This window comes from Micrococcus sp. Mcc28 (genome assembly GCF_024519775.1).
Lineage (GTDB): Bacteria > Actinomycetota > Actinomycetes > Actinomycetales > Micrococcaceae > Micrococcus > Micrococcus luteus.
In genome coordinates this window covers 1-21,018 of the sequence record NZ_JALJRH010000008.1, presented here as the reverse complement: position 1 = coordinate 21,018, position 21,018 = coordinate 1, and the positions used below count along the sequence as shown (strand labels likewise).

Annotated in this window: 15 protein-coding genes; 5 read left to right on the top strand and 10 right to left on the bottom strand. The window is 68.6% G+C overall.

Annotated elements, in window-relative coordinates; translation table 11 throughout:
* Positions 1–10 precede the first annotated feature (10 nt).
* A complete protein-coding gene (locus NR073_RS05775) occupies positions 11–427 on the bottom strand; it encodes a PaaI family thioesterase (RefSeq protein WP_155934171.1) in 417 nt (138 codons plus the stop codon).
* Positions 428–639: 212 nt separating this feature from the next.
* Here NR073_RS05775 and NR073_RS05770 point away from each other — a divergent pair, with 212 nt between their 5' ends.
* A complete protein-coding gene (locus tag NR073_RS05770; RefSeq protein ID WP_256748678.1) occupies positions 640–4,230 on the top strand; it encodes a TM0106 family RecB-like putative nuclease in 3,591 nt (1,196 codons plus the stop codon).
* A gap of 1 nt (position 4,231) precedes the next feature.
* Here the strand turns inward: NR073_RS05770 and NR073_RS05765 are convergent, their stop codons facing one another.
* Positions 4,232–5,812 carry an AMP-binding protein gene (locus NR073_RS05765; RefSeq protein WP_206452512.1) on the bottom strand — a complete coding sequence of 527 codons (1,581 nt, stop codon included), beginning with the start codon at positions 5,810–5,812 and terminating at the stop codon, positions 4,232–4,234.
* Positions 5,813–5,996: 184 nt separating this feature from the next.
* Here NR073_RS05765 and purB point away from each other — a divergent pair, with 184 nt between their 5' ends.
* The 4 genes from purB to NR073_RS05745 all read left to right on the top strand — a co-directional run bounded on the left by purB (position 5,997) and on the right by NR073_RS05745 (position 11,074).
* Positions 5,997–7,436, top strand: a complete 1,440-nt coding sequence (purB, locus tag NR073_RS05760) for an adenylosuccinate lyase (protein WP_206452513.1) — start codon at positions 5,997–5,999, stop codon at positions 7,434–7,436.
* A gap of 32 nt (positions 7,437–7,468) precedes the next feature.
* The gene (locus NR073_RS05755; RefSeq protein WP_326847854.1) at positions 7,469–8,365 is read left to right on the top strand and encodes a trimeric intracellular cation channel family protein; all 897 of its coding nucleotides are present in this window, start codon (positions 7,469–7,471) and stop codon (positions 8,363–8,365) included.
* 71 nt (positions 8,366–8,436) lie between these two features.
* Positions 8,437–9,450 carry a trimeric intracellular cation channel family protein gene (locus NR073_RS05750; protein ID WP_230278222.1) on the top strand — a complete coding sequence of 338 codons (1,014 nt, stop codon included), beginning with the start codon at positions 8,437–8,439 and terminating at the stop codon, positions 9,448–9,450.
* Between the two features lie 67 nt (positions 9,451–9,517).
* On the top strand, positions 9,518–11,074 hold the full coding sequence (locus tag NR073_RS05745; protein ID WP_002858124.1) for a DUF1846 domain-containing protein: 1,557 nt from the start codon (positions 9,518–9,520) through the stop codon (positions 11,072–11,074).
* A 104-nt stretch (positions 11,075–11,178) separates the two neighbouring features.
* Here the strand turns inward: NR073_RS05745 and NR073_RS05740 are convergent, their stop codons facing one another.
* The 8 genes from NR073_RS05740 to NR073_RS05705 all read right to left on the bottom strand — a co-directional run.
* Complete coding sequence (locus tag NR073_RS05740; RefSeq protein ID WP_230278223.1) at positions 11,179–11,577, bottom strand: very short patch repair endonuclease; 399 nt, start codon at positions 11,575–11,577, stop codon at positions 11,179–11,181.
* Between the two features lie 56 nt (positions 11,578–11,633).
* Positions 11,634–12,533 (bottom strand): hypothetical protein, encoded by a 900-nt coding sequence (locus NR073_RS05735; protein ID WP_230278224.1) that lies wholly within the window; start codon positions 12,531–12,533, stop codon positions 11,634–11,636.
* Positions 12,530–13,432 (bottom strand): hypothetical protein, encoded by a 903-nt coding sequence (locus tag NR073_RS05730; RefSeq protein WP_230278225.1) that lies wholly within the window; start codon positions 13,430–13,432, stop codon positions 12,530–12,532. The genes NR073_RS05735 and NR073_RS05730 overlap by 4 nt, the downstream gene beginning before the upstream one ends.
* The gene (locus NR073_RS05725) at positions 13,432–15,417 is read right to left on the bottom strand and encodes a hypothetical protein (protein ID WP_230278226.1); all 1,986 of its coding nucleotides are present in this window, start codon (positions 15,415–15,417) and stop codon (positions 13,432–13,434) included. The genes NR073_RS05730 and NR073_RS05725 overlap by 1 nt, the downstream gene beginning before the upstream one ends.
* Positions 15,418–15,421: 4 nt before the next feature.
* Positions 15,422–16,396: a PD-(D/E)XK motif protein gene (locus tag NR073_RS05720; protein WP_206495985.1), complete on the bottom strand. Its 975-nt coding sequence runs from the start codon at positions 16,394–16,396 to the stop codon at positions 15,422–15,424.
* On the bottom strand, positions 16,389–19,100 hold the full coding sequence (locus NR073_RS05715) for a Z1 domain-containing protein (protein ID WP_230278227.1): 2,712 nt from the start codon (positions 19,098–19,100) through the stop codon (positions 16,389–16,391). The genes NR073_RS05720 and NR073_RS05715 overlap by 8 nt, the downstream gene beginning before the upstream one ends.
* A 35-nt stretch (positions 19,101–19,135) precedes the next feature.
* On the bottom strand, positions 19,136–20,251 hold the full coding sequence (locus NR073_RS05710; RefSeq protein WP_230278228.1) for a DNA cytosine methyltransferase: 1,116 nt from the start codon (positions 20,249–20,251) through the stop codon (positions 19,136–19,138).
* A 567-nt stretch (positions 20,252–20,818) separates the two neighbouring features.
* The coding region (locus NR073_RS05705; protein ID WP_256748677.1) for an integrase core domain-containing protein at positions 20,819–21,018 on the bottom strand (200 nt) is incomplete at its 5' end.

Sequence of the window (21,018 nt, the reverse complement as noted above, 5' to 3'; positions counted from 1 at the left end):
CGCCCGCCGGTCAGCGTCCGGGGGCGGGGATGGTGCGGGAGCGGCCGCGGAAGGCGGCCACCGGGGTGCCGTCGTCGGTGGTGACGGTGATGTCGTAGACGGCCGAGCGGCCCGCGGCGGCGACCAGGCGGCCCTCCGCGACGAGGGTCTGCCCGGCGCGGGTGGCCGCGAGGAAGTTGACGTCCACGCCGGAGGCCACGGTGAGGGTGGAGCCGTCCGAGGCGGGGTCGTTGCAGGCCAGCGCGAAGCACGTGTCCGCGAACGCGAAGACGGCGCCGCCGTGGGCCAGGCCGAAGCCATTGTGCTGGTCCTCGGTGAGCGTCATCCGGATGCGCGCGTGGTCCTTCTCGGCGGCCTCGAGGGTGACGCCGAGCCACCGTGCCACGCGGTCCTCCGCGAGCATGGGGTGGTGGGCGGTCTCGGTCATGGGCGGGCCTCCCTGCCGGCACGGGCGCGCCGGCGCGGCGGCGCAGAGAATTACTGAACGATCATTAGGTAACTCCCTGGATGTGACCCACGTCAAGTCCGGCCCGGTGTGTGACGCGCGCCGCCGCCCTGCCGCCGCCGGGGCGAGGCGCGCCGGGACCCTGTGGGCGGGCCCTGCCCATCGTGTCCGCGGCTCCTGTCTAGGGTGACGGCATGGTGACCTTCGCGCCGGACCGCGCCTCCTTCATGCTCAGCCCCTCGGACATCACCGCCGCCGCGACGTGCACCTACGGGTGGCTGCGGGGGACGGTGGACCCCGCGCTCGGGCGCGCCCCGCGGATCGGCGTGGCGGACGCGTTCCTCGAGCGGGTCTCCCGCCTCGGGGACGAGCACGAGTCCCGCGTGCTCGCGCGACTCGAGGCGGAGCACGGCGGGGACCAGGTGGTCCGGCTCGCCCGCCCGGAGCGCTACACGCCCGAGGGTGTGCAGGCCGCCCGCGAGCGCACCGCGGCGGCGTTGGCCGCGCGTCCCGCCGTCGTGTTCCAGGGGATGCTGCACGACGGCGCGTTCGGCGGCCTGGCCGACTTCCTCGTGCTCCGCACGGACGAGGAGCACCCCGAGGGCGCGTACGAGGTGGTGGACACGAAGCTGGCCCGGCATGCGCGGGTGACGGCGCTGCTGCAGATCGCCGCGTACGCGGACCTGCTGGACGGCATGGGCGTGCCGCGGGCGCGGCAGGGCAGCCTGTGGCTCGGGGACGGTTCCCGGCACGTCGCGGACCTGGACGAGGTGATCCCGGTGTACCGGCACCAGCGCGCCCGGCTGGAGGCGCTGCTGCAGGATCATGTGGCCGCCGGGGAGCCCGCCCGCTGGGGTGACGACCGCCTGAGCGTCTGCGGCGCATGCGAGGCGTGCGAGGAGGCCGTCGCCGAGCACCGGGACGTGCTGCTCACGGCGGGGGCCACGCGATTGCAGCGCACCCGGCTGCGCGAGGCCGGCATCATGACCATCGAGCAGCTCGCGGCGTCCGTCGCACCGCCGGAGGGCATGGCCCGCCGCACGTGGGAGGCACTGCGGGAACAGGCGGCGATCCAGCTGGAGCCGGCCGGGGCGGACGGGCTGCCGCCGCATCGGATCGTGGACCCGCGGGCCGTGGCGGGGCTGCCCGTGCCGGACGCCGGAGACGTCTTCTTCGACTTCGAGGGGGACCCGCTGTGGGTCTCCGCGGACGGGAGCATGGAGGGCCTCGAGTATCTGTGGGGCTGGGTCGAGGCGCCGGGCGGGGACACCGCGCGCACCGCCTCGGCCGACTTCCGGTTCACGGGCCTGTGGGCGGACACCCGTGCCGCCGAGCGGGCGGCGCTCGAGCGGTTCGTGGCGTTCGTGGAGGCGCGGCGCGCGGCCCACCCGGGGATGCGGATCTACCACTACGCCGCGTACGAGGTCACCGCGCTGAAGCGCCTGACCGTGCGCCACGGCGTGGGCGAGCGCGAGCTGGACGACTGGCTGCGCGCGGGGCTGTTCGTGGACCTCTACTCCACGGTCCGCGCCGCCCTGCGGGCCGGTGTGCCGAGCTACTCCATCAAGAAGCTGGAGCCCCTCTACATGGGGGTGGAGCACCGGGCGGAGGACGGCGTCACGACGGCGGCGGACAGCGTCACCGAGTACCACCGGTACGTCGCCGCGCTGGAGGCCGGAGACACCGAGGTCGCGCGGGCGATCCGCGCCGACATCGAGGACTACAACCGGTACGACTGCGTCTCCACGGCGCGGCTGCGGGACTGGCTGCTGGCACAGGTCGAGCCCGAGGAGGCCGCCGTCGCGGACCGTCCCGTCGACGACGCCGCGACCGGGAACGAGCCGCTGGTCGAGGCCGCGCCGTCGCTCCAGGAGCAGGACGCGGCCCTCGCCGCCTCGCTGCAGGCGCTGGCAGATGTCGAGAGGGACGAGGCGGGTGGGACGGGGGCCCCGGAGGCGGAGCTCGACGGCGGGCGGCGCGGTATCGCCCTGCTGGCCGCGGGCCTGGGCTACTTCGCCAGGGAGAACAAGCCGCTGTGGTGGGCTATGTTCGATCGGGCCGTGTCCGCCCCGGACGAGTGGCAGGAGCCGCGCGCGAACCTGGTGTTCGACACCGTCGAGTCGGTGGGTGCGTGGGAACGGCCCACCCCGCGGAGCAACCCCGCCCGGACGCTGACCGTGACCGGGCGCCTCGAGCCGGGCACCGAGGTCCGGCCGCGTCGGAACAGCCAGGAGAGGTTCAAGCTCAACGCCCTGTACGAGCGGCCGCCGCGCTGGGCGGAGCTGGCCCCCAACGCCGTCCGCTGGCAGAGCCGATCGCCCGTGGACGTGACCGAGGTGGAGGAGATCGCACCGGGCCGGTTCCGCGTCAGCCTGCTGCAGCGCCTCAGCACCAAGCACGAGCCGGAACCGCACGGGGAGGTGCCCATGGCGGTCTTCCACCTCAACTATGTCCGGCCCGGTGGCCTCCTCGAACGCATCCGGGAGCAGGCCGCCGAGGCCGCCCGCCGCGGCCGACTGCCGGACGGAGCGGTGTTCGACATCCTGGCGCGCCGTGCCCCGCGCACCACGGGCCGGACCCTCGCCGCGATCGGGGCGGACGTACGAGACGGCCGACGGGACGGCGTCGGGGGCCTGGTCGAGGCGGTCGAGTCCGCACGCGGCTCCTACGTGGCCGTGCAGGGCCCTCCCGGCACCGGCAAGACGTACGTGGGCAGCCGCGCGGTGAAGGAACTCCTGGACCGGGGCTGGACGGTCGGCGTCACCGCCCAGTCCCACGCGGTGGTGGAGAACTTCCTCGACCAGCTGATCGGCGTCGGTGTGGACCCCGACCGCGTGGGCAAGGAGCCCAAGGACCCGGACGGACCGCACCGCTGGACGTCCCTGGGCTCATCGGAGGTCCATGCCTTCCTGGCACCGGGCCGGGTCCTGGGCGGCACCGCGTGGACCTTCGCGAACGCCGCGGCCCAGCCGGTCGACCTCCTGGTGGTGGACGAGGCAGGGCAGCTCTCCCTCGCGCACCTCCTGGGCGCGAGCGCCCTGGCCGAGACGGTGCTGCTGCTGGGTGACCCGCAGCAGCTCCCCCAGGTCAGCAGGGGCGAGCACCCCCAGCCCATCGGCGACGCGGCCCTGACCTGGATCGCGGAGGGCGCCCCCGTGCTCCGCCCCGACCGCGGCTTCTTCCTGGACACCTCGTGGCGCATGCATTCGGCGCTCTGCGCACCGGTCTCCGAGCTCTCCTACGCCGGCGAGCTCGGCGCGAAGGAGGACGTCACGGACGCCCGCCGGCTCGACGGCGTGGAGCCCGGGCTGCACCCGTGGCCGGTCTCCCACACGGGCAACGCGGTGTCCTCGCCGGAGGAGGCCGCGGCCGTCGTCGAGATCGTCCGGTCACTGCTCGGCCGCACCTGGTCCACCGGCCCGGACGACCCCGGCCGGCCGCTCGAGCCGTCCGACGTGATCGTGGTGGCCCCGTACAACGCGCAGGTCGCCACGGTCCGGGAGGCGCTCGACGCCGCCGGTCTCGAGGGCACCACCGTCGGCACCGTGGACAAGTTCCAGGGCCGGGAGGCCGCCGTCGCGATCCTGACGATGGCGGCGTCCTCACCGCAGGAGGTGCCGCGCGGGCTGGACTTCCTCCTGAACCGTAACCGGCTCAACGTGTCGATCTCGCGCGGGCAGTGGGCCGCCTACCTCGTCCACTCCCCCGCCCTCGCGGACGCGCTGCCCACCCGCCCCGAGGACCTGCCGATGATCGGCGCGTTCCTGCGGCTCGTGCACCGTTGAGTCAGCCGGCGGCGCCCTGGCGCAGCAGGAACCGCTGCAGCTTGCCGGAGGGGGTCTTGGGCAGCCGGTCCACGAAGTGCACCCGGCGCGGGTAGGCGTGCTTGGAGTACTCGTCGCGGACCTTGGCCTGCAGCTCGGCCGCCAGGGCGTCCGGGTCCGCGACGGCCCCGGCGGGCACCACGAACGCCACGACCTCCTCGCCCCGCACCCCCTCCGGGTCCGGCAGGCCGACGACGGCGACCTCCTGCACCCGCGGGTGGTCGATGAGCACGGACTCCACGTCGAACGGGCCGATCCGGTAGCCGGCGGCGAGGATCACGTCGTCGTCCCGGGAGGAGAAGAAGAACCAGCCGTCGTCGTCCTGCCGGGCGGTGTCCCCGGTCAGGTACCAGCGCCCGTCCGGGGTGAAACGCTCCGCGGTCTTCTCCGGCTCCCCGAGGTAGCCGGGGAACCAGAACAGGGGCGAGGCCGCGTCGATCGCGATCTGCCCGTCCCGGATCTCGGCGGCGATCCCCGGCAGGGGCACACCCATCGAACCCGGGCGGGGCGGCGCGGCCAGCTCGGGGTGCGCGAGGGTGCAGATGACCATGCCCAGCTCGGTCTGGCCGTAGTGGTCGCGGATCTCCGTGCCGAGGGCCGTCCGGCCCCACTCGAGCACGGACGGCGGCAGCGGCTCCCCCGCCGTGGACACGCGCCGCAGCCGCAGCGGGGCGTCCTCGGTGACCTCCCCGGCCTTGGCCAGCGCGCGGAACATCGTGGGGGCGCCGGCGAGGTTCGTGATGCCCTGCGAGCGGATCACCTCGACCATGGTCGCCGGGGAGAAGGCGCCGCGGTACTGCACCGAGGTCGCCCCGAGCACCAGCGTGCCGACGATCCCGTAGTACAGCCCGTACGCCCAGCCGTGGTCGGCCGCGTTCCAGAACAGGTCCTCGGGGCGCAGGTCCACCGCGCACGTGAGGTAGACGGCGAACGCGGCGGCCGCGCGCAGCGGCACGGGCACCCCCTTGGGGCGGCCGGTGGTGCCGGAGGTGAACAGCAGGGCGATCGGCCCGTCCCCGCCGACGGCGACGTCCTCGGCCAGCGGCGCGGAGTCCGCGAGCGCGTCCCACTCCGGGCCGGTGCGGATGATCTCGATGCCGGGGATGTCCGTGAGCTTCTCGGCCTGACGGGGTTCGGCGACGACGAGCCGCGCCGCCGCGCCCTCGATGCGCATCCGTGCGGCGCCCTCTGCGAACGCGGTGAACAGCGGCACGTGCACGGCGCCGAGCCGCCAGAGGGCCAGCAGCGTGATGACGAGCTCCTCCCGTTTGGACATCATCACGGGGACCCGGTCGCCGCGCGTGACGCCGCGGGCGGCGAGACCGGTGGCGAGGCGGCGGGAGCGGTCGGCCAGCTCGCCGAAGGTGAGGTCGACGGCGGACATGTCCTCCGCCACGAACCGGAACGCCACGGCGTCGGCCGGCCAGCGGTCGCAGAGCAGGTGGGCGGTGCAGGCGTCCGGGGTCTCGACGTCGGCGACCCACCCGGCCATCAGCCGGTCGATCGTCCCGGCCTCGTGGGCCTGCCCGGTCCGTTCCGTCATCTCGGTCTCCTCATCCCTCTCGGCACGCCGACGCCGGGCGACGGCGACGTCAGCCACGGTAGGTCCACCGCGCCCCGGGCCACCGGGCGCGTCCGCATGTTGCACCCGCCACCCCGTCGCGGTCGAGGACGGACCCGGTCGTCGCCTGCGTCGGGCGTCCGCGGCGCCTGCCAGAATGGGGGCCATGACCTCGCAGCCCGCGCCCGCGTCCACCGCCCACCGCCGTTCCCTCGCCGAGGCCGGCATCGCCCTCGGCCCCCTGGACGGCCGCTACCGCGCGGCGGTGGAGCCGCTCGTGGAGCACCTGTCCGAGGCGGCGCTGAACCGCAACCGCATCCACGTGGAGGTCGAGTGGTTCATCCACCTGGCCGAGCAGCGCGTGCTGCCGGGTCTCGAGCCGCTCACGGCCGAGCAGCAGGCGGGCCTGCGGGCGATCGTCACGGACTTCGACGCGGAGTCCGTGGCCGAGCTGGCGGCCACCGAGAAGGTCACGGTGCACGACGTGAAGGCCGTCGAGTACTTCATCGCCGACCGCCTCGAGGGGCTGGGCCTGGGCCGGCTGAAGCCGCTCGTGCACTTCGCGTGCACCTCCGAGGACATCAACAACCTCGCCTACGCGGTGGGCGTGCGCGACGCCGTCGAGCAGGTCTGGCTGCCGGCTGCCCGCGCCGCCGTGGCCACCGTCTCCGCGATGGCCGCCGAGGCCGCCGAGACCCCCATGCTCTCCCGCACGCACGGCCAGCCGGCCACGCCCACCACGCTGGGCAAGGAGATGGCCGTGTTCGTGCACCGTCTGACCCGTCAGACCCGGCGCATCGCCGGCCAGGAGTACCTGGGCAAGATCAACGGCGCCACCGGCACCTACGCCGCCCACCTCGCCGCCGCCCCGGACGCGGACTGGCCGGCCCTGTCCCGGTCCTTCGTGGAGCACCTCGGCCTCACCTGGAACCCGCTGACCACCCAGATCGAGTCCCACGACTGGCAGGCGGAGCTGTACGCCGACGTCGCGCGCTTCAACCGGATCCTCCACGGCTTCTGCGTGGACGTGTGGAGCTACATCTCCATCGGCTACTTCGCGCAGATCCCCGTGGCCGGCGCGACCGGCTCCTCCACCATGCCGCACAAGGTGAACCCGATCCGCTTCGAGAACGCGGAGGCCAACCTCGAGCTCTCCTGCGCCCTGCTCGACTCGCTGGGCGCCACCCTCGTGGAGTCCCGCTGGCAGCGCGACCTCACGGACTCGACGTCGCAGCGCAACATCGGCGTGGCCCTCGGCCACTCGGTGCTCGCCCTGACCAACGTCACCAAGGGCATGGGCCAGCTCCAGGTGGCCGAGCCCGTGCTGGCCGAGGACCTCGACACGAACTGGGAGGTCCTCGGCGAGGCGATCCAGACCGTCATGCGCGCCGAAGCGATCGCCGGCGTGCCGGGCATGGACAACCCCTACGAGCGCCTCAAGGAGCTGACCCGCGGCCACCGCGTGGACGCCGCCCGCATGCGCGAGTTCGTGCAGGGCCTGGGCCTGTCCGAGGGCGCCGAGGCCCGCCTGCTGGAGCTGACCCCGGCCGGGTACACCGGCGTGGCGGCGGAGCTGGCCAAGGAGTTCGGACCAGCGCAGGGCTGACCCGGGGCCGCCTGACAGGGGACGATGGGCGGGTGCTGCTTCCGTCTCTCCCCGTGTGGCTGCTGTCCGCCGCCCCCAAGGACCCCGCCGAACTCGAACGGGACGTGCCCGAGCCGATCGACGCGCACGGCGAGCTCGCCGACGCGATCACCGCGGCGATCACCGCCGTGGACCTCGTGGGCGTGTTCTTCTTCGCGATCTCGGGCGCCGTCCTCGCCGTGCGCAAGGGCTACGACATCGTCGGCTCCCTTCTGCTGGCCCTCATGGTGGGCACGGGCGGCGGCGTCGTCCGTGACCTCGTGGTCGGCCGGGACGTGCCCGCGGCCTTCGACAACCCCTGGTACCTGATCCTGCCGGCGGTCGCGTCCCTGGCGGTGTTCCTCCGCATCTTCGACGGCGAGCGCGGCCACCACGCCGTCATGGCCTTCGACGCCATCGGCCTGGCCGTGTACTGCGTGGTGGGCACGCGCATCGCCCTACTCGCCGGCCTGAGCCCGGTCGCCGCCGCAGTGCTGGGCCTGGTGACCGCCGTCGGCGGCGGCATCCTGCGCGACGTCGTCGCTGGGGAACCGCCCGCCGTGTTCGGCGGGCGCGGCTGGTACGCGCTGCCGGCCATCCTCGGCGCGGGCACGACGGCGGCCCTCGGCCAGGCGGAGCTCCTGAACCCGCTGACCTCGGCGGCGGTGATGGTGCTCGTGCTCGTGCTGCGCGTGGTGTCCCTGCGCAGGGAGTGGCTCGCCCCGGGGGCCGAGATCTCGGGGAAGACCCAGCGCCAGCGCCTGGATCCGCACGACGAGCCGCCCGTGCCGGACATCCGCGACCGCAAGGGCAGGGACGGCCCGCCCGCCGACCCCGGCGAGGACGGCCCCCCGGCGAACGAGGAGACGCCGGGGGCAGGCGAGGACGTCCCCCCGGGGACACCCGGGTGAACAAACGAGCCACCGCGCGGGCCGCACGGGACAATGGCCGGTGAACCCCGGACTCGACGGAAGGAGCCGCCGTGGACGTGCAGCAGTTCTTCGCCACCCTCACCGACGTCCCGTGGCTGCTCACGACCCTGGACCTGATCGGGATCTTCTTCTTCGCCACCTCGGGGGCGCTGCTGGCGGCCCGCAAGCAGTTCGACCTTGTTGGCTCGATGGCGCTGTCCCTGCTGGCCGGGCTGGGCGGCGGCTTCACCCGGGACATCCTGCTGGACCGCGGCCTGCCCGCGTCCCTGGAGAACCCGGTCTACCTGGCCCCGCCGGTGCTCGTCTCCCTGCTCGTGTACGTCAAGCTGATCCACCCGAATCGGCTGAACCTGACCATCACCCTGTTCGACGCCGCCGGGCTCGCCCTGTTCACGGTGTCCGGCGTCCTGCTGGCGCACTCGATGGGCGTGCACCCGGTGTCCACGGTGGTGATCGCGATGGTCACGGCGCTGGGCGGCGGCGTGCTGCGGGACATCGTCGCCAACGAGGTGCCGTCCATCTTCGACCCCCGCGGCGTGTACGTGCTCCCCACGTTCCTGGGCGCGGTGCTGGCGACCGTGGTGGCGATGAACGGCGCGCTCAACACGTTCACCGGCTTCCTCATCGCGTTCCTGATCTTCGCGGTGCGGATGATCGCCTACCGCTACCAGTGGCGGTTCTTCGGCGCGGAGATCTCCCAGGACAAGGAGTCCCTCGCGCGTCTGCGGCGCCTGGCCACGCAGGCGCAGGAGGCGGCCGCCCGCCGGGTGGAGCGCACCCTCGAGCGCCGGCTGCGCGCCCCCGGCGCCCCCGCCTTCCCCGACGACGACACGCACGAGTCCTACGGCCCGCGGCAGGAGTACGAGGACCAGGTGCGGGTGGACGACTACGATCCGCAGACCCAGACGATCACCGTCGTCGACCCCGCCTCACACCAGCAGGTGCGCCTGGACCGCGGCACCGGCGTCATGGACGTCACTGACCTGCGCACCGGGCGCACACGCAGCTTCGACGACCCCGAGCACGACTGGATCGCGGACGACCCGGAGGACCAGCGGGACTGAGGGATGTGGTGGGTGCGACTCCCAGCCGGGGCCACGCGCCCCGCGGACAGGTCTATGCTGAGAGTCCATGACCGGCACGCATGAGACCGCCCGCCCTGCCAGCACCACCACGGAGGCCGCGGCCTCCGGCCCCCTCCACCGCGTCGGATTCGACCGCGCGAAGTACATCGAGCTCCAGTCCCAGCACATCCAGGAACGCCGCCGCCAGATCGGCGGGAAGCTGTACCTGGAGATGGGCGGCAAGCTCTTCGACGACCTGCACGCCTCCCGCGTCCTGCCCGGCTTCACCCCGGACAACAAGATCGCGATGCTGGACCGCATCAAGGACGAGACCGAGATCCTGGTGTGCTTCAACGCCAAGGACCTCGAGCGGAACAAGGTCCGCGCGGACCTGGGCATCACGTACGAGGACGACGTCCTGCGCCTCGTGGACGTGTTCCGCGAGCGCGGGTTCCTGGTGGAGCACGTGGTGGTCACGCAGCTGGAGGACGCCAACCACCGCGCTCTGGCGTTCCTCGAGAAGCTCGAGCGCCTCGGCCTGAAGGTGGCCCGCCACCGCGTGATCCCCGGCTACCCGCACGCCATGTCCACGATCGTCTCGGAGCAGGGCTTCGGCGCCAACGAGTGGTCCGAGACCACGCGGGACCTCGTCGTCGTGACGGCCCCCGGCCCGGGCTCCGGCAAGCTGGCGACGTGCCTGAGCCAGGTGTACAACGATCGGCAGCGGGGCATCCCGGCCGGCTACGCGAAGTTCGAGACGTTCCCCATCTGGAACCTGCCGCTCGAGCACCCGGTGAACGCCGCCTACGAGGCCGCCACCGTGGACCTGGACGACATCAACCTGATCGACCCGTTCCACCTGGCCGAGTACGGCGAGCGGGTGACCAGCTATAACCGCGACGTCGAGGTGTTCCCGCTGCTGTCCGCGCTGCTGGAGAAGGTCACGGGCACCACCCCGTACAAGTCCCCCACGGACATGGGCGTGAACATGGCCGGCGCGGCGATCGTGGACGACGAGGTGTGCCAGGAGGCCGCGAAGCAGGAGATCATCCGGCGCTACTACAAGGCTCAGGTCAATGAGGCCCTGGAGGGCGCGGACGACACCGAGTCCGAGCGCGTGGCCCTGGTGATGTCCAAGCTCGGCCTGAGCTCGGAGGACCGCCCGGTGGTGGGTGCCGCGCAGCTGGTGGCCGAGCGCACCGGCGAGCCCGGCGCGGCCGTGCAGCTGGCGGACGGCACCCTGGTGACCGGCAAGACCTCGGAGCTGCTGGGCTGCTCCGCCGCGGTGCTGCTCAACGCCCTCAAGGTGCTGGCCGGCATCGAGGACGACGTGCACCTGCTCTCCCCCGCCTCGATCGAGCCGATCCAGACGCTCAAGACCGTGCACCTGGGCTCCAAGAACCCGCGGCTGCACACGGACGAGGTGCTGATCGCGCTCTCCGTGTCCGCGGCGACCGACGAGAACGCGAAGGCGGCCGTCGAGCAGCTGGCCAGCCTCGAGGGCTGCGACGTGCACACGACGACGATCCTCGGCTCCGTGGACGAGGGCATCTTCCGGTCCCTGGGGATGCTCGTGACGAGCGAGCCGAAGTTCCAGAAGAAGGGGCTGTACCGGAAGCGGTGACGGGGGCGGCGCGGGCGGGCGGGCGCTTTCGTTGACGAAACGGGCGGCCCCGGGGCGTTTTCGTTCGAGAAGTGGGAGCGGGCCGCGCGTGGGCCGCGGCCCGCTCAGGAGGCCCCGGTAGTTCGCCGGGGCCTCCGTTCGTTGACGACGGCGACAATGCGCTCCGCGACGACGGCCGGGTCCTCGTGCTCCCAGAAGCGGAGGACGAGCCATCCTCGCTCGGTCAGTACCCGGGTGGTCTCCGCGTCGCGAGTGCGATTGGTGGCGACCTTGTCCGACCAGTAGCCGCCGTTGGCCTTCGGAGCGATGTAGTGTTCCGGACAGCCGTGCCAGTAGCAGCCGTCGATGAGCACGACCACACGAGCGGGCCGGAACAGGATATCCACGGTGCGGCGCAGGTCCTTCTCCGGCCGAGCGTTGACACGGTAGCGCAGGCCGGCTGCGTGGAGCCGGCGACGGACGGCGAGCTCGGGCTTGGTGTCTCGGGCCCTGTTCCCGCGCATCGTCGCGCGCGCCACCGGAGAGGAAGCCCAAGAGGTGCCTTCGGAACCTCCGCTCGTCATCTCCCTCCGAAGAGACGCCGAAGCGTGGGCCGGCGACGGGCAGTGGGCTGCGGCGCCGACTCAGGAGCAAATTCCACCGGAGCCAGGGACTCGCTCGCGACCGCATCAACAGCCATGGTGGATGACTTCGCGCCTCTCACATCACGGCCCCGCGGTTCTGATGCCTCCTGATACTGGTGGTCCACGACAGAGCGCAGACAATCCACGTCACTTGTCGTCAGATCAGCGAAACCTGTAGCGGCTCGAATCGGCATGATGAGCTGCCGATAGCCTTCCCCCGTCTTCTCTCCTCTGGCAGTCCCCTCAGCAAGGAACTTCTCCATCACGATTCGAGCAACGGCCGGGTTTCTCCATAAGGAGGGTCTCTCGAGAATGGCAGCGTAGAGGTCCTCCGAGGGACGGCGGGACTCCACAATCTCGGGGCCGAACAACACCCACCGCTTCCAAAGCCTCTCCATCACATGCCGCCGGTTGCCACCGATGAGGCGATCTTGGAACGACTTACGACTCGGCGCTGTCTGGGACGAGCGAATTCGACGCGTTGCCAGGTCGGGGAGCAGGGCGAGAGCTAGGAAGTCCCAGACCTGTGGATGAGCGAACTCCGCGCGTTGTCCAGAGGACATTGTGAAGAGGGCGCGGCCGAGAGCCAGATCGAAGTCCGCCATGCTCGACTGCGGCGCGACAGAGACTTCTTCGAGCAGGGCCTCACGCAACCGCAGCAGCTCGTCCACTGTGGCAGGGGCTCCGCCGGTGGAGGGGAAGGCATCAGGAGCCGCCACGGCATCCTCAACCACCCCACGGTCGAATTCCATCACCCCGTCGCTCTCCCACAGGAAGATGCGCTGCTGGCGTGCAGCTGTCGGCGACAGTCGCGGCATGAGCGTGTACTGATTCATGCGTCTCCCTCCAGCAAGTGAGTCGCGGACATCAAGAGGTACTCGAAGTACTCGGGCTCATCTCGGTAGATTCCACACACCTCCCGCAGTGAACGTTGGAAGAACCGAGCCGCGATCCGAGCCGCGGCAGCGGCGATGGACTCAGGGTTTTCCTCGGCCACCGCGTCCACATCACCGCTCAGAGACGCATCGGACCCGCTCTCCGCAAGATCCCGACTGAGGCGATGGGCGGCGGCGATCAGCTGGCGTGCGATGTCAGCCTCAAGCAGTGCCATAGAAATGCGTGGTGCTGTCCCGTCGAGCAGGTCGATCGCCTGGGGATAGTCCTCGTTCACATAGAGGCGCATCGACGACCTGAATCCGTCCTCGAGACCCGCAGCGTAGAGGTCGAAGCGCCACGGGGCCGCTTGCCAGGACTCGTTCCTGAACGACACCACGCTTACCGGGAAGCCGGGCTGACTCGGTTCCAGCGAGACCTTCTCCGTTTTGGCCTCCGCCACGATCCGGTCTCTGAGCCAGGGCTGGTCAGCAACCGGCGCCACGATCGTGGCCGCCAAATCGAGCTGAGCCGTGACCTCATGTGCATCAAGACGTAGCTCTCCACGCGCGACGAAACGGTCGCCGCTCCGCGTCAACGGTGTTCGGTGTGTGAGGATGAACGCCGTCGCCGAGCAGGTCACAGAAACCACGAGCACAGGAGACCCCGGTGATTCGAGTGCCTCCAGCGCGTCAGCATCAACACTCACGTCGATCAGAAATGTGAGAGAAGAGTTTGCATCGCAATGCTCCGCGAGATCCTGGAGAGAGACATCGCGACCATCGCAGTCGACCGCCCACCGCTGCCACGAGGCGGAGCTCGGGTCCAGACGGGGAAACGGTGAGAGGAACAACGGCGCCATCAAGCCCCCCTGCCCACGACGAGGTCGAAGGTCATCGCCGCGGTGAAGTGGGGCGTGATCTTCACCGACCCCTCAGTCGGTCCTGTGATCGTGATGCTAGGCCCCGAACGACGTTCAGTACCCAGGGCCCACTCCACGTCAACATTCGACGCGTCCATCTCCACCGCACCGCCCCACTCACGCGCCTTGACCACTGCCTCCACGATTCGCTCGCGTCCCTTCTCGTTCTGCACTTCGAAGTCAATCTCCCAGGCTCCACCTGGGAGCTGCCGGCTGCCTCGAAGTTGCACCGTGGCGTTACCCTGGTTGCCTGGCCTTCGACGTCCGCCGGACGAGGATCCACCCGCGTGGTCCCCCTGTGCAGTCGTGTCTTCCGAGCTCGACATGCTTCCGGGAGAACTCGGGGCGGGAAGTCCCGAAGGGGAGGTGTCCGAGCCCGTCGGCACGAATGAGTTGAGGGCACGGGAAAGCACGCGCGCGGACCGGACCTCTCCCCGGATCTTCTTCGCCGAGTCCTTGCGGACAAAGCCGCGCACCTTGGAGGCTACGTTCTGCATCGTGTGGCCTACGACGTAGACCGCCACGGGGTTGTCCGGGATCGAGACATTCCAGGCGTCATGCGTCGCCGGCTCTGATGCAGCGAAATGCCGATCGCACTCCGGAGTCGGCTTGAAAACGCCGAACCACTCGTACATCTCACCTTCGTCGACGGGCATCGGAGTGTAATTGACCACGATCTCCGTCTCGGAACGCATCACGGAAAGGCTGTCCCGCTTGCGTGCCTCCTCATCGGAGGCCAGCGGGTCCCTTAGAACCTTCGCCATGTAGAGGTGTCCTGCCGTCCGATCATCCCGCCCGCCGAAGTAGTCCTCAATCGGGTAGCCGGCAGAGGCCTTGGGGTTCAGACGGATCGGAGTCACTGCCTCCTCTCGGATGCCGACCGGGACAGCCCAGGGAGAGGCGGCGTCTTCTCCGAGCTGAGCAGATCGGATGGCGGCGAGGCCGTGCGCATACACGGGAAGACGCTCCTCGACGACAGTGGCGATGTCGACCTCCTCACCACGTACGGAGAACTGGACGATCATGGGGGCATCCCCGTCACCGTATGGCACCACCTTGGGCCAGGCACTCGCCACCAGCGCATCGAGCATCTGTTGCCCGAGCATGTCGCACTGCTCGTCCGTGCCCACCGGGACCCACTCGTCCACGTCTCCGTCCCGGTGAGTGAGCACGGTAGGAGCGAGGACGAGGATCGACGTCCCCGTCTCCTCCTCGCCGAAATGCGTCTCGAACAGCGCCTCGCCCAGGAATTTGGCGTGGTCACCGCGCAAGGGGAGGATCTCCTCCTGGTCCATGTCTCCCCACCAGTGGGCTCCCGTGTACCGCTTGCCACCGATGTCGAACTCATCGTGGAGAGCCGAGGCGATGAGCCTGTCCTCGAGAGTCCCGTCGCCTCGTTCGCACCGGGTCCAGTAGACAACGGCGTGGGCTGCCGACGCCTCAAAGGTCGCCGTCTTGCCGAAGCCGTAGGTCCCTCCAGAGCCGCCCCCCTGGGGCTTCGTGGTCCCGATGTCGAAGACGAAGGCGTTGAAGTTGTTCGGCTGTCCGGGTGGGGCGGCTTCGCCTGACCTGACGGGCCCGTTCAAGCCGGTGGTCCCACGGTCGAAGATCTCCACCACATGGAGGTCGGGAGAGGTCAGCGCAGCCTGCAACTTTCCCAGCTTCAGATCCTCAGTGATCTCCGTGAAGATTTGCGTGGAGAGAATCTCCCGGACAGAGGTGTCCGCGCGGCGGATGCTGGCGCCGTAGGCGGGGAACCAGTTCTCATGATCTGCCGCGTCCCATGAGTTCTGCAGAGTCTCCCGAACAAGGACGTCCAGGCGGGTGAGATGACCCTGGGTGTTCAGAAGTTTGCCGCGGCCTCCGCTGGTCTGGTCACCCGGCCCACGAGGCTTGGAGTAGCGGCGCAGTCGAACCTCAGCCACCAAGTCAGGCCTCCTCTCGAGCGATTCTGGTGAAGTCGAACTCCTCGCTGAAGCCGTCCCCCAGGGCGGACAGGTCCAGTGAGTAGCTGAGGTCCGAGACAGCGTTGACGACAGCCTCGGGCAGGACGGAGCGCCGTAGCACCGGGGTGCTCTCCGTGATATGCCAGTACTTCGTGGAGACCAGCTTGAACCGATGGTCCTCCGTTCCCGGCATGTCGACGACGTATCCCAAGGCCGCCAGCCGTTTGCGCATACCAGACTCGTCGACTCCTGCGTCGACGATCTCCTCGACCAGGTCGGAGAGCCGCTCTCCGCGCGGGTGGGGATCCACCTCAGTGACGGCGAGGTAGAGATCAGAACCTTCCGAGGGCTCCAGCTGACGAAGACCGTGAATCGTGACGGCCTGGCGGTTCTGGAGTGCGGCGGTCTTCACCTCCATGCTGACCACGTCGCCCACGAAATCATGCCGGCCCCGCTCCGGGCCTTCCCATAGGGTCAACGCCGAGGCGCCATGAACCGCAACGATCTGGCGGAGGATGCTGAGCTCCCCATAGAGGCCCTTCAGCGCCTGCTCGCTGATCCCCTCGCGGGCGATCATCAGCAGTCGGCGCCATTCGCGCACCGTGCTAGCGAGTGCGTCATAGACAGTCCCGCCCGCATCCACGCTGGCAATGACGTCCTCGAGGAACGTGTGGAACACCCCCTCGAGCCGGGGTTCGAGGCACCGGATCTGCACTGCTCTCAGCGCATCTCCGAGCTCATTCTGAATCGTCGCCGACGCAAGACGAATTGCCTGGCTCACTTCAATGTTGAGAAGCCGGTCGTCCCCGGACTCGAAGAAGGCGGTCGGCGTGCTCAGCTGGTCCTTCCCCACCCACACGCGACGGCCGACCGGCCGTCCCTGTACTTCGACGACGTGGAACTCGGAAGCGCTCCATACACTGGGCTCATTCGCCACACGCGCGAACGCCTCACGCATTCGGGTCATTCTCAGGCTCCTCCTCATCAGCTGCGGGGATCTCGACCGCGAGGAAGTCCCCGTCATGCGTGAGCAGGCCCTCCGTATCCGAGGGGAGGACCATCGCGTAGCCGAAGAAGGGTTCGTTCATATCGACTTCGGCCAGGGCGGGGTCGATCTTCTTAAGCACTTCCTGCATATCCTCGCGGTCCTTCGCACCGGACCGAGCTCGCGACATGCGCGAGATCGGATAGAGGATCAGCAGGCCTTCTCCGTTCGCACCTCCCTCATTCTTCGGGCGCAACCGAGCGGCGCTCTGCTCATCACCGTTACCAGCGTCTTCTGCAAGCGGGCTGCCCTCAGTCGCCAGGTCCGCGATTCGGTCGTTGCCGGACATGAGCGCTCGGATGTTGACCGACCCCTCTTCGGGGTCCTTGATTGGCGCGCGCCGCACCGCCTTCACCTGAAGGCCCTGCTCCGCGAGCACCTGTTCCCCGCCACCGGCCGCCAGCACGACCCGCCAAGACTTCTCCGGAAGCTTCTTCGCAGCCCAGTCGAGAGCCCGCTTGTGCTCCTCCTGGTGTTTGGGGTGCATGGCGAACTTCTCAAAGAACTCCTGAACATGTTCGAAGCTAACACCCTTGTAGAGCCTCGACCCCTGACCGGGCGCCGATGTCACGGCATGGTCGGAGATGCGGTGAAGGAAGTCGACAGCGATACGGGTGTTCGTCTTCTGCAGACCCGACGTCGCGAAGTCGAACAGAATCGTCTGCTTGTTCCGGCCCTGAAACGTGTACTCGATCTGGCGAGCGTGCTTCATCTTGGCGGGAGCCGTCACCTCAAGACGGCCGGGATGCCGGCGGATCTTGAGCCCGATCTCGCCGGGAGTCTTTCCCTGGCTCGCCATCTCGGTGATCTCTCGACGCACCTCGGCCTCCACCTGAGCAAGGAACTGATAGTCGGAGTCCAAGCCCTCCGCCAGCCAGATCCGTTGCAGGTCCTCGTATCCTGGCCGGTAGCCGAACCAGCGGCCCATCTGCAGGAGGGTGTCGTAGGCCTTGGAGCTACGGGTGAAGAAGGAGACGAAGAGCCCCTCAAGTGTCAGACCTCGGGAGAGGGTTCCGCCACCGATAACGATCACCGTGGACGGGTGCTCGTCGTCGTACACCAGCCGATCAGCGTGAGCCTCCTTGCCGTTGTCGACGACGACGCGCAGCACGCGAAGCACGTTCAGGATCTCACCCTGGATAGCCGGCCAGGTCGGCGCAGGGCCGTCTCCGGTGTAGAGCTCCGCGACACGGTCCTCCTCCTCGTTGAAGATCGCACGGAACTCGGAGACATCGCCTTCTCGTGCTCGCTCCTTCATGGGATCTAGGAAATCGTTGATCGCCTCCTGCATGGCGAAGTGCGGATCCGTGCGCTCCGTGGTGTGGACGAGCATCGACGAATGCTTGTCCTTCTGGCCGCGCAGACGACGGATGGCGCTCGCCACGATGAACCACCGGATGGCATCACCGAGGGAACTGGTCACCGTCGGAACGAAATCGGCGGCGTCCTTCTGCCGCTGGGGACCCAGATCGCTCCATTCCTCGCGCGGGATACGGCGAATAACGTCGAGTCCCTCGGATTCCTCCCCGTCGAGGAAGCCATCGCGGATTCCGAAGAGGGTCTCCGCCCCGAAGTAGTTCTTGGGTGTCGGCATGACCGCGAGAAAGTCCCGCGGATAGAGGCTCTCGAGGGATCCAGCCGAGGGGTCGTCAGGATCGGCAGCATCCTGAGGGTCCATGAGCACGTTCGCAAAGGGAGTGGCCGTGTAGCCGACGTACGTTCCGTTCCGAACCTTCGACCACACGCGACGCAACTTGGCATTGATCTTCGTCGGGTCATCCTCCGGATTCGGCGAGCTGTCCGGGGTCGCCTGATCGGATTCGTCGTCGACGATGAGGATCGGAAGCCTACGGAGTGTCTGCTCGTCGATCTGGTCAAGGAACTTCAGCAGATGGTCGAGCCGAGAGGTCTGCTTCTTCATCACCGCGATCATCGTGCGGTCTCCGTCCAGAAGGCTGGACACAGTCGACGCGGCGTTGACCCAGCTGGCGGCCTGAAGATCAGTCTGGGTCGTGGTCAAAGTGATCCACTGCTGGGCATTCTCCTCCACACCCAGGTCCCTCGTAATGCGCTTCTGGGTCTGCGCTCGGAGGTTGTTGTAGGTGCCGGAGAAGACGAGCACAAACTTGTAGTTCGCATCCAGGGCCTTAGCCGCGACAGCCGCGTAGTTCGCCGTCTTGCCGGACTGGACATTTCCTATGACCAGGCCCCGACGGCGCTGCATCGAGTACGGCTCGGCGAGTTGCGACACGATCTGATCGCTCGAGCGGTCGATCGAGGGGATCGCTTCTGCCAGACCCGTGCTGAGCATCTTCTCACGAAGCTGGGACCAGCGCGGGCCTACCGACGGCAGATACCAGGAACGATGAGAGCGCTCATTGTTGTCCGAATCCACCGCAATTGCACCGCCTGTGGGATCAATCCGGACACGGATGCGCTCGGCCCACTTGTCAGTCTTAACCCGATGATCATGCAACAGTTCACGTAGGGCTATGACCATCTCATCGTCAGAGTCATCCAGCAGTGACTCCACTGCCTCCTCCATGGTCCGGCCACGCTTCATCCGGTTCACCACCTGGCGGGCGAGCAGATCCTTCATTGCCGAGTTGTCAGTCATGTGCTGGTCCTCCAGGTGGATGCAGGGATCGCGTCTCAGAACAGCCGCTGGGGCGAGGAGCTGTCGCGTGCAGTCGTCAGAGTCGGAGCAATGCTCTCATAGGGAATCCCCAGCAGGCTCCTGAACAGCGCCGTGAAGACGGCCTGCGCTCCCAGCGGGGGAACTGCCATGCCGACCTGCTTTCGGATGGAGTCCCGCCTCCCCTCGAAGTGGAAGGTGTCAGGGAATGTCTGGAGGCGTGCACGCTCACGATTGGTGAGGGCCCGGGGTTCATCCCAGTGGTAAACGTGAGTGCCACCGCCACCGGACCCCGTCACGGTGTACGAAGGCTTGGCCGGGTCGAGACGTCGGTAGATCTGGCTGATCGTGGCGCCACGGACATTGAGCCGAGCCTGGTCTGTCATGCGCTTCGCATTGAACGCATTCTCGCCCGGATCGATGAGCTCCAGGCGCTCGACCACTTGTCTGGACTGGCGGGTGCGCTCATTGTTCGTGACGGATGCGTCCATTGGCGCCGCGACGACTTCTCCTGACGTGACGAAGGCATATCCCGTCCCGGGTCCGTGAGTGGGGGCTGGCACGGCGTACTCGACGTCGAGATCCTCGCGAACCCCCACGACGAGAACGCGATGCCGCGCCTGGGGAACGCCGTACTGTTCGAACCGGTAGAGGTGCGGAGTGATCCGATATCCGGCGTCCTTGAGCTCCTCCAGAATCACCTGGAACGCGCGACCGCCGTTCGCGCTTCGAATGCCGCCCACGTTCTCGGCGACGAACCACTTGGGCCGCTTGGCCTCGAGAACCCTGACACCGGTCTTGTAGAGGCCGCCGAAATCACCGTCGAGCCCCTTGTGCTCACCGACAAGGCTGAAGTCGTTGCAGGGAAAACCGAAGGCGAATCCGTCAATGTCACCGAAGGAGTCGATGTTCTCGGCAGCGACTCTCGCGTCACCGACTTTGACAGACTTCAGCGTCGCACCGGGAATGTTGCGTCGGTACGTAAGACAGGATGACTCGTCAATGTCGACAGCCCACGCGTGCTGGAGAGACATCCTGTCCCGCAGTTCAGGGTCCCTCTCGACTGCCTGGTGGGCGCCGAGTGCCATGCCTCCGGGCCCGGAGAAGAACTCCCCCATCTTGAACGTTTCCATGCAACCTCTATCGCTCTTCGCCGCCGACCTGCTGGGAAGCGCGCGCGGCATACTGCAGCTTAGCGCGATTCTGCCGTTTCGGCAGCCTGGAGGGCACCGTGTTCACACGCGGCGCCCGCTTGGCCCCTTCCACGGGGACATCGCGTGTCAGAGGATGACCGGAACTCATGAAGCCTTCGGAAGGACGAGGACGGTGGCCACACTGCCCTGGACCGCAGGTGAGACTCTGCTCGCTCTCGGACTTGCTCATCACCTGGAGTAGGCCAACCCGAGTGAGGGGACACCCTCAGTCGTCGGCCTGTCTTGTCTACTCGCCCAGGGCCCCTTCCATCCAGGACTTAGCCTGCCGGGCAACTTTCGAAATCCGAATGCCGTCAAGATGAAGGTGTCCAACCTCATCTGGCACTACACCGGCGGAGCGCACGGTCTCAAGCAGGGAGCAGTTCAGGACCCCGCCTTTGTGGAGCTCTACAGGTCAGACCCGGCGCTCGTGCTCGGCCTGGCGCGCGACCTCCGCTCCCTGGCCGAGCAGTCATTTGGAGATGCGGCTCTCGTCCCCTCACCTCACTAGTTGTAGGAGGGCATGACGTTGTTGACTCGGGCCGGTGCCAACGAGGCCGGAGGGGCGTCCCCGCAGGAGGTATGAGGCCGATGGTAGTTGTAGTGGTTCACCCACACGGCCAGCGCCTCACGCCGAGCTGTCTCTGAGGTATACGGGCGGGCGTAGAGGACCTCATCGACCATCAGCCGGTTGTACCGTTCGACCT

Coding starts and splice junctions, on each gene's coding strand:
- NR073_RS05745 (WP_002858124.1), top strand. CDS start 9,518: ATGACCGGCACGCATGAGACCGCCCGCCCTGCCAGCACCACCACGGAG.
- NR073_RS05730 (WP_230278225.1), bottom strand. CDS start 13,432: ATGGCGCCGTTGTTCCTCTCACCGTTTCCCCGTCTGGACCCGAGCTCC.
- NR073_RS05710 (WP_230278228.1), bottom strand. CDS start 20,251: ATGGAAACGTTCAAGATGGGGGAGTTCTTCTCCGGGCCCGGAGGCATG.
- NR073_RS05715 (WP_230278227.1), bottom strand. CDS start 19,100: ATGACTGACAACTCGGCAATGAAGGATCTGCTCGCCCGCCAGGTGGTG.
- NR073_RS05720 (WP_206495985.1), bottom strand. CDS start 16,396: ATGCGTGAGGCGTTCGCGCGTGTGGCGAATGAGCCCAGTGTATGGAGC.
- NR073_RS05770 (WP_256748678.1), top strand. CDS start 640: ATGGTGACCTTCGCGCCGGACCGCGCCTCCTTCATGCTCAGCCCCTCG.
- NR073_RS05740 (WP_230278223.1), bottom strand. CDS start 11,577: ATGCGCGGGAACAGGGCCCGAGACACCAAGCCCGAGCTCGCCGTCCGT.
- NR073_RS05765 (WP_206452512.1), bottom strand. CDS start 5,812: ATGACGGAACGGACCGGGCAGGCCCACGAGGCCGGGACGATCGACCGG.
- NR073_RS05775 (WP_155934171.1), bottom strand. CDS start 427: ATGACCGAGACCGCCCACCACCCCATGCTCGCGGAGGACCGCGTGGCA.
- purB (WP_206452513.1), top strand. CDS start 5,997: ATGACCTCGCAGCCCGCGCCCGCGTCCACCGCCCACCGCCGTTCCCTC.
- NR073_RS05735 (WP_230278224.1), bottom strand. CDS start 12,533: ATGAATCAGTACACGCTCATGCCGCGACTGTCGCCGACAGCTGCACGC.